Origin of the sequence: Micromonospora sp. M51 (assembly GCF_018070305.1) — a bacterium.
Taxonomy (GTDB): Bacteria; Actinomycetota; Actinomycetes; order Mycobacteriales; family Micromonosporaceae; genus Micromonospora; species Micromonospora parva.
This window is the reverse complement of record NZ_JAGPXZ010000187.1, coordinates 1-8,792: the sequence shown is the minus strand read 5'-3', so window position 1 is coordinate 8,792 and position 8,792 is coordinate 1. Positions and strand designations below refer to the sequence as shown.

At 73.0% G+C, this 8,792-nt stretch carries 6 protein-coding genes; 5 read left to right on the top strand and 1 reads right to left on the bottom strand.

Going from position 1 to position 8,792, the window contains the following annotated elements; genetic code table 11:
* Positions 1-146 precede the first annotated feature (146 nt).
* Genes KBX53_RS12865 through fxsT form a run of 4 tightly spaced genes read left to right on the top strand, consistent with a single transcriptional unit; the run spans position 147 to position 6,817 of the window.
* Entirely contained in the window at positions 147-971 is an 825-nt protein-coding gene (locus KBX53_RS12865) for an aminoglycoside N(3)-acetyltransferase (RefSeq protein ID WP_245233744.1), read from the top strand.
* A 52-nt stretch (positions 972-1,023) separates the two neighbouring features.
* Complete coding sequence (locus tag KBX53_RS12860; protein WP_030336755.1) at positions 1,024-1,683, top strand: TIR-like protein FxsC; 660 nt, start codon at positions 1,024-1,026, stop codon at positions 1,681-1,683.
* On the top strand, positions 1,680-2,951 hold the full coding sequence (locus KBX53_RS12855) for a TIR-like protein FxsC (protein WP_051708808.1): 1,272 nt from the start codon (positions 1,680-1,682) through the stop codon (positions 2,949-2,951). Before KBX53_RS12860 ends, KBX53_RS12855 begins: the two co-directional genes overlap by 4 nt.
* Positions 2,948-6,817 (top strand): FxSxx-COOH system tetratricopeptide repeat protein, encoded by a 3,870-nt coding sequence (fxsT, locus tag KBX53_RS12850; protein WP_210859371.1) that lies wholly within the window; start codon positions 2,948-2,950, stop codon positions 6,815-6,817. The genes KBX53_RS12855 and fxsT overlap by 4 nt, the downstream gene beginning before the upstream one ends.
* 51 nt (positions 6,818-6,868) lie before the next feature.
* On the opposite strand, the gene KBX53_RS12845 is transcribed toward fxsT, so the two are convergent.
* Entirely contained in the window at positions 6,869-7,777 is a 909-nt protein-coding gene (locus KBX53_RS12845; RefSeq protein WP_030336749.1) for an alpha/beta fold hydrolase, read from the bottom strand.
* Between the two features lie 220 nt (positions 7,778-7,997).
* Here KBX53_RS12845 and KBX53_RS12840 point away from each other — a divergent pair.
* On the top strand, positions 7,998-8,792 hold a 795-nt coding region (locus tag KBX53_RS12840; RefSeq protein ID WP_210859370.1), incomplete at its 3' end, for a MiaB/RimO family radical SAM methylthiotransferase.

Sequence of the window (8,792 nt, the reverse complement as noted above, 5' to 3'; positions counted from 1 at the left end):
CACCGACGATCCGGACGCGTCGGCGCAGGCGGCCCACTTCCGGGCGTGGACCCGGGACGGCGTCGAGGCGCTGCTGGCCAGCCGGTCGCTCACGGCGGCGGGCGAGCGGTTCGTCGGCCAGCTGCGCCACGCGCTGGAGGAGACCCGTGTCGGGTCCGGATGAGCAGCCACCGCCCCGCCTGGGCCGCTCCCGCCTCGCCGACGACCTGCGGGCGCTGGGCGTACGCCCGGGGGTGTGCCTGCTGGTGCACTGTGGCCTGCGGCGGGTGGGCCCGCTGGAGCACGGCCCCGCGACCCTCGCCGGCGCGCTGCGCGACGTCCTCGGCCCGGCCGGGACCCTGCTGGTGCCCACCCAGACCGACGGCAACTCGACCACCTCCCGCGCCCACCTGGCGGCCACCGCCGGCATGGACCGGGCGCAGCGCGAGCGGTACGAGGCGGCGCTGCCGGGCTGGGACCGGCGCAGCACCCCCTCGCAACGGATGGGTGTGCTCGCCGAGTACGTCCGGTGCACCCCCGGGGCGGTGCGCAGCGACCATCCGCAGACCTCGTTCGCCGCGCTCGGTCCCCGGGCCCGGCAGCTCACCGACGGTCATGACCTCACCTGCCACCTGGGGGAACGCTCACCGGTTGGCGGCCTCTACGCGGCGGACGGGCAGATCCTGCTGCTCGGCCTCGGCTACGAGGCGTGCAGTGCCCTGCACCTGGCCGAGTACCGGCTGCCGGTGCCGCCGCCCGAGCGCGACTACCACTGTTTCCGGCTCGTCGACGGGCGGCGGGTCCGCCTCGACTTCCGGGCGCTCGACCTGGACGACCGGGACTTCCCGAAGGTGGGTGCCGCGCTCGACGAGACGCCGTTGGTGCGCCACGGTCGGGTGGGGCGGGCCGACGCCCGTCTGCTGCCGGCGCGGGCCGCTGTCGACTTCGCGACTGCCTGGTTCGCCGCGAACCGGTTGGCGGCGCGGCGTTGACGCGGGGACTACGCTGATGTTCCGGCCGCGTGGGGAGGGCGGAGGGGCAGCGGTGAGCACAGTGGACGCACCCTCCGGAGCGCGCGCCCCGCTCTTCTTCATCAGCTATTCGCGGGCGCCGGTCGGCCGGGCCACCGGCAAACCCGCCGAATACGTCTCCCGTTTCTTCGAGGACCTCTCCGTCCACGTCAGCGAGCTGGTCGGCCCGGTGACCGGAGTGGACGCCGGCTTTCTGGACACCTCCATCGCCGGTGGCGAACGCTGGAGCCCGGAGCTGCTCCAGGCCGCCGGCACCTGCCAGGTCTTCGTTCCGCTGGTGTCCAGCGCGCTGCTCGGCAGCGAGTGGTGCGGCCGGGAGTGGGACGCGTTCTCCCGCCGGCGGATCACCCCGCGACACAGCTCCGCGTCGGTGCACGAGACGGCGATCGTGCCGGTCACCTGGTCGCCGACCAACGGCACGGCACTGCCTCGGGTGCTCCGCGACATCCAGCGCTTCTCCCCGACCGCGATGCCGGATCCCGACATCGCGGTGCACTACCAGCGGGACGGGGTCTATGGCTTGCTGACCATGCAGTGGGAGAACGCGTACCGGGCGGTGGTCTGGCGGCTCGCGCAGCGGATCGTCGCCATCCACCGGTCCTACCTGGTCGAACCCTGGGTGCCGGCGAGCGTGGACGAGCTGTGCAACCGGTTCGCCGAGGAGCCGTCGTGAGCCCGCCGACGGACCGGCGTCGGTCGGGGGCGCGCGGGACGTACTTCTTCCTGAGCTACGCCCACTCGGCGCCCCCGCCGGGCGCCCGGGCCGACGCCGACGTCTGGGTCGGCCAGTTCTTCGCCGATCTGACCGACGAGGTGCGGCGTCAGGCGCGACCGGTCGCCGGGATGCGGATCGGCTTCTTCGACCAGCACATCCCGTTGGGCGCCGACTGGAAGGCCGCGCTCGCCGACGCGCTCGGTGACGCCGAGGTCTTCGTCCCGCTCTACTCACCCGGCTACTTCAGCCGCCCCTGGGCACTGGGGGAGCAGGAGTCCTTCCGGGCCCGGCTGGCCGCCGCCGGCCCGGCCCGGCTCACCGCCGGGCACCTCACCCCGGTGCTGTGGATCCCGTTCCCCCCGTGGGAGGCCCACCCGGAGCTGGACGGCGCCCTCGACCTGGGCCGCGACGTCCCGGAGTACGCCGCCGACGGCCTGCGCGCGTTCTGCATGCTGGCCTCCTACCGGACCCAGTACGAGCTGCTGCTGAGCCGGCTGGCGAGCCGGATCGTGCACACCGCCGAGCGGCGACCGATGGGCCCGTCCCGAGCGCCCGGCCTGGACGAGGTGGTCCGCCCGGCGCCGACCGACCCGGACTTCGTCGTCGCCGTCCTGGCCCCGACCCGGGACCGGCTGCCGACCGATCGCGACCCCGCCGGCTACGCCGCCAGCGGCCGGCTCTGGCGGCCGTACGGGCGCAGCCAGCAGCTGCCCGCCGCCGAGTACGCGGCCAGCACCGCCGAGCGGCTCGGGCTGTCGGCCCGGACGGAGGACTTCGCGCAGGCCTCGGCGCTGCTCGACCGGCGGCCCGCGGTGCTGCTCGTCGACCCGTGGATCGCGGCGGCCCCGGACGCGGCCAAGGTCCTCGCCCGGATGGTGCGCGGCCTGCGCGAGTGGGTCGTTCCGCTGGTGGTCACCGACGACGACGACACGCAGGACGCCACCCACTGGGCCACCGAGGTGACCCAGCTCCTGCAGGACGCCGGTCTGCCCCAGGTGAAGCGCGCGTGCAGCATGCCGGAGTTCGTCGACCTGATGCCGGCGTTGGTCACCGAGGCGCGCCGGCAGTTCCTCAAGCACGGCCCGGTCGTCCCCTTCGAACCACCGCCGGAGCCGGTGCCGCGTCTGCGTGACGGCCTGCCCGCGGCCGGTTCGATCGTGTCGACCGACTCCGCGTCCCCGCCTGATGATCCGGCCCCACCGCGTCCCCACGGAGAAGACCGATGAACAACGATCGCGAAGGCCAGGTCGTCACCTTCTACTCGTTCAAGGGTGGAACGGGCCGGACGATGGCGCTGGCCAACGTCGCCTGGATCCTGGCGGCCAGCGGCCGGCGGGTGCTCGTCGCCGACTGGGACCTCGAGTCGCCGGGTCTGCACCGCTTCTTCCACCCGTTCCTCGACGCCGAGGCGATCCAGGGCACCAGCGGCGTGATCGACATGATCCGCGACTACGAGTGGGAGACCACCCGGGTCAACGACCGGCCGGACCGCTGGATGGAGCAGTACGCCCGGGTCGGGCGGCACGCCTTTTCACTGCGGTGGACCTTCCCCGACGGTGGTGGCCTCGACTTCCTCTCCGCCGGCCGGCAGAACAGCGACTACGCCGTGTCAGTGAGCGGCCTGGACTGGGACAACTTCTACAACCGGCTGGGCGGGGCGCAGTTCTTCGAGGCGCTGCGGGCGGACATGAAACGCCAGTACGACTTCACCCTGATCGACAGTCGGACGGGGTTGAGCGACGTCGCCGACATCTGCACCCTGCACCTGCCGGACACCCTTGTCGACTGCTTCACCCTCAGCGACCAGGGCATCGACGGCGCGGCCCGGGTGGCGCACTCGGTCCGGGACCGGTACCGGCGGCGCGACATCCGGGTGCTGCCGGTGCCGATGCGGGTCGACCAGGCGGAGAAGGAGCGGGCCGAGGCGGGTCGCCTGTTGGCCATGCGCCGCTTCGCCGGCCTGCCGGCGGGCATGACCGAGGCGGAACGGCGGCGCTACTGGGCCGCGGTGGAGGTCCCGTACCGACCGTTCTACGCGTACGAGGAGACCCTCGCCACGTTCGGCGATCCGCCGGGCTCACCGACGTCGCTGCTGGCCGCGTTCGAGACGTTGACGGGGATCCTCACCGACGGGGCGGTGACCGCGCTGCCGGTGATGGACGAGTCGGTGCGGGAGCGGGGCAAGGCCCGGTTCCGCCGCCGCACCGAGGCGATCGACGACCAGATCGTGCTCCGGTACGCGCCGGAGGACGCCATCTGGGCCGAGTGGCTGGAGCGGGTGCTCAGCTCGGCGGGGCTGCGGGTGGTGGAGCCCACCGCCGCCGTCGGGTCCGCCGGTACGCCGGCACCGCGCACGCTGACGGTGGTCTCGCCGGCCTACGTGGCGACGCCGTCGGGCGGTCTGCCCGACCGCGACACGAGCACCGGCTCCACGGCCCTAGCCGTCTACGTCGCCGACCTGCGCCCGCTGGCGGAGTTCCCGTCGCAGAGCTCCACCAACCTGGTCAACGTGAGCGCCGCGACCGCCGTGGAGCGGGTGTTGCGGCTGGTCGGCCGGCCGGTGCCGTCGTCGGCGGACGGGCCGGCCGGTGGGGCGACCCGTTTCCCCGGCACCGAGCCGTTGATCTTCAACGCGCCCAACCGGAACGCCCGGTTCACCGGCCGGGAGGACGACCTGGCGCGGCTGCGCGCGCAGTTGCAGAGCGGGGGCAGCGCGGTGGTGCTGCCGGTCGCCCTGCAGGGCATGGGCGGCGTCGGAAAGACGCAGGTGGCCCTGGAGTACGTGCACCGGTTCAAAGCCGCGTACGACGTGGTGTGGTGGATCGTGGCGGACCCGCCGCAGTTCGTCGACAGCGCTCTCGCCGACCTCGCCGGTCGCCTCGGCATCCTCGTCGGCCCCACCCTGCCCGACACGGTCCGGTCGGTGCTGCAGGTGCTCGGCCGTGGTGAGCCGTACGAGCGGTGGCTCGTCGTGCTGGACAACGCCGAGGAGCTCGACCAGATCGAGCCCTTCCTGCCGCAGGGCCCCGGGCACGTCCTGCTGACCTCCCGCAACCGCGCCTGGGGTGACCGGGCGAACCCGATCCAGGTGGACGTCTTCGACCGCACCGAGAGCGTGGCGCACCTCGCCCAGCGGGTGCCCACGATCAGCGCCGAGGAGGCCGACCGGGTGGCCGAGGCGCTCGGTGACCTGCCGATCGCGGTGGCCGCGGCGGGCGCCTGGCTGGCCGACACCGGCACGTCGGTCGGTGACTACCTGCGGCAGATCGAGCGGCACGGCCCCAGCGCCCTCTCCGTGGAGGCAACCTGGGACCTGTCACTGAACCGGCTGCTCGAACAGGCGCCCGCCGCGTACCGGCTGTTGCAGCTCTGTTCGGTGCTGGCCCCGGAGATCGCCCTCGAACTCATCTACAGCGACGAGATGGCGGCGGCCCTGGTCCCGTTCGACCCGTCGGTGTCGGAGCGGCTCGTGCGCGGCGCCCTGGTCCAGCAGATCAACCGTCTGGCGCTGCTCAAACTCGACGTCCAGGGCGGTCGCGTCCAGGTGCACCGGCTGTTGCAGGCGGTGGTCCGCGACCGGATGACCGAGGACGAGATCACCGCCGCCCGACACCAGGTGCACCTGGTGCTGGCCGCGTCCCGGCCCCGGGGCGACGTGGACGACCCGACCACCTGGGCCCGGTTGCGCATGCTCTGGCCGCACCTGGAGGTCTCCGAGGCGTTGACCTGCCCCGACGAGTCGGTGTGCCAACTGCTGATCGACCGGGTCCGTTACCTGTGGCAGCGCGGCGGCCTGAACCAGGCCGACGGGTTCAGCCAGGAGGTGGACGACACCTGGAGCGCCCGGCTCGGCGACACGCGTGACGAGGTCGAGGCGTCGGCGCTGCACCGACAGTTGCTGCACCTGCGGTTCAACCGGGCGAACATCCTGCGCAGCCTGGGCCGGTTCAACGAGGCCCGGGACCTGGACGAGGCGGTGCTGGCCGAGCAGCGTCGGCTGTTGGGCCCACTGCACCCGCACAGCCTGATGACGGCCGGCAGCCTCGGTGGTGACCTGCGGGCGCTCGGCCGCTACGCCGAGGCCCTGGAGCGGGACCGGTCCACCTACGCCTCGTGGTTGCAGGTGTTCGGCGAGGACCACCCCCGGACGTTGAGCGCGGCCAACAACCTCGCCGTCTCGTACCGGCTGGTCGGTGACTACCGGTCGGCCCGCCGGTGGGACGTCGAGGTGCTCCCGCGGCGGCGGCTGGGGCTCGGCCGCACCCATCCGTACAGCCTCGGCTCCGCCCTGCGGTTGGGCCGGGACCTGCGGGTAGCCGGCGAGTACGCGAGGTCGGCCACGCTGCTGCGCACGGTGTACGACACGTACTGCGAGGTGCTCGGCCCGGATGACGGCCAGAGTCTCGCCGCCCAGGTCAACCTGGCGGTGTCGATGCGCAGCTCCGGTCGGGGCAGCGAGGCGGCACCGATGTTCGAGACGGCCTACCGCGAACTCGACGAACGCTTCGGTCCGGACAACCCGGACACGGTGGCGTGCCGGTCGAGTCGCGCGGCGAACCTGTTGGCGGTGGGTGACGCGGCTCGGGCGCTGGCCGAGATGAACGCCGTGCGCGTGGCGTTCGAGGAGCAGCTCCGGCTCGGCCCGGAGCACCCGCACGTGCTGGCGACGGTGAGCAACATCTCCGCGGCGGAGCGTGCGCTGGGCCGCAGGTCGGACGCGCTCGCCTCGGCGGCCCGGGCGGTCGGCGAGTTGCGCAAGGTGCTCGGCCCGGACCACCCGCACACCCTCGCGGCGGAGGTCAACCAGGCGGTGTGCCTGGCCGAGGAGGGTGACTGGGAGTCGGCGCGGGACCGGTTGCGGGAGGCCGCCGGCCGGCTGGCCACGGTGATCGGTGCGGACCACCCGGACACGCTGCGCTGCCTCGGCGATCTCGCCCTGGTGGCGCGGCGGGCCGGGGACGGCCCGGCCACCGAGGACGTCGGCGTGGTGGCGGACCGGCTGGCCGAGGTGATCGGTGTGGAGCACCCCACCGTGCGGACCCTGCGCGAACGGCGGTTCGTGGTCCGGGTGATCGACCCGCACACCATCTGATCGGGTCGTTCGGCGGGCGGGTCCGATGTCCGGGCCCACCCGGCCGGGCGTTCAGAGGTGCGGGCTGGTCGCGAGGTCCGGCGTGGCCAGCCAGGCCAGGGTCTGCGGGAGGATTTCCACGGCCCCGAAGTGCGCGGCGCCGGGCTGCACCTGCACCTCGGCGCGTGGGATCCGCGAGGCGAGCCAGTGGGAGTGCTCCACCGGGGAGAAGCGGTCCTGCTCGCCGTGCCAGAGACGGACCTCCGCACGGATGGCGCCCAGGTCGAACCCCCAGCCGCGCCGGATCGCCAGGACGTCGTCGATCCATCCCTCGGGGCCGTGGCGCAGCGCCTCGGAGTACATGTCGGTCAGCAGTCGGCGGATCGCCACGTCGTCGACGACCCGGATGTCCTCGTCGGGCAGTTGGGGGCGGAGGAAGTCCAGTAGCGTCATCGGGTCCCGGCGGGCCTCGTCCGCGCGAACCTTCAGGTTGAGCGTCAGCTCGGCCAGGTCCTCGTCGGCCTGCCCGTAGTCCTCGATGTTCGATTCCGCCATGCCCGCGTACCAGTCGAGGTCGGGTGCGCCGGCCGGGGCGAGCCCCACCAGCACGGCGGCCCTGGTGACCCGGTCCGGCAGCAGCGCGGCGCAGGCCAGGGCGTGTGGTCCGCCACCGGATCGGCCCACCACGGCGAACCGGTCGATGCCGAGGTCGTCGGCGATCGCCGCCACGTCGGCGGCGGCGTCGGCCACCCGTCGACCCTCGTGCCGGTCGGAGTCGCCGTACCCGGGGCGGTCGTAGCAGACGAGGTGCACGCCGAGGCGGTAGACGACGATGCCGCGGGGTCGGGGGCCGCTGCGGCTGCCGGGGGTGCCGTGCAGCAGGAAGACCGCCGGCCCGTCCGGTGCGCCCGAGGTCTCCACCGCGAGGTGCCGGCCGTCCGGGGTCGTGACGGTGCGCTGTGTCGCCTCTTGTCGCGTCACGGTTGGCCTCCCGCGGGTCGTCATGTGCTCCCCCGTGAACGGAGCCGCGCATCGTCGGCGCCGAGTGCAAAGCCCCCGAAATCGCCCAGAACACATCCTTGTTGTGCAGCGTACTGCCCGTCGTGGATGCCCGCTATGGGCCGGCGGGTCAATGCCGGTGGGTTGGGGCACCCGAAGGGGCCGCTACCCTGGTAGCCCGAGGGGAAGGGGCACCAAGAGGGTGGCTAGGACCTACAACGTCGTGACGTACGGCTGCCAGATGAACGTGCACGATTCCGAACGGATCTCCGGCCTGCTGGAACAGGCCGGCTACGTGCGCGCCGTGCCGACCGACGACACCCCGGACATCGTCGTCTTCAACACCTGCGCCGTCCGGGAGAACGCGGACAACCGGCTCTACGGCAACCTCGGTCGGCTGCGCCCGGTGAAGGACAAGCACCCCGGGATGCAGATCGCTGTCGGCGGCTGCCTGGCCCAGAAGGACCGCGGCGACATCGTCCGCAAGGCGCCCTGGGTGGACGTGGTCTTCGGCACCCACAACATCGGCGCGCTGCCGGTGCTGCTGGAGCGGGCCCGGCACAACGCCGCCGCCGAGGTGGAGATCCTCGAGTCCCTCGACGTCTTCCCGTCCACGCTGCCCACCCGCCGCGAGTCCACCTACGCCGGCTGGGTGTCGATCGCGGTGGGCTGCAACAACACCTGCACGTTCTGCATCGTGCCCGCGCTGCGCGGCAAGGAGAAGGACCGGCGCCCCGGCGACATCCTCTCCGAGGTGCGCGCCCTGGTCGACGAGGGCGTGCTGGAGGTGACCCTGCTCGGGCAGAACGTCAACTCCTACGGTGTCGAGTTCGGCGACCGGTACGCGTTCGGCAAACTGCTGCGGGCCTGCGGCGACATCGACGGCCTGGAGCGGGTCCGGTTCACGAGCCCGCACCCGAAGGACTTCACCGACGACGTGATCGCCGCGATGGCCGAGACGCCGAACGTCTGCCACTCGCTGCACATGCCGTTGCAG

Bases quoted from the DNA above. Each gene is read 5' to 3' on its own strand.
- fxsT (WP_210859371.1), top strand. From the start codon at position 2,948: ATGAACAACGATCGCGAAGGCCAGGTCGTCACCTTCTACTCGTTCAAG.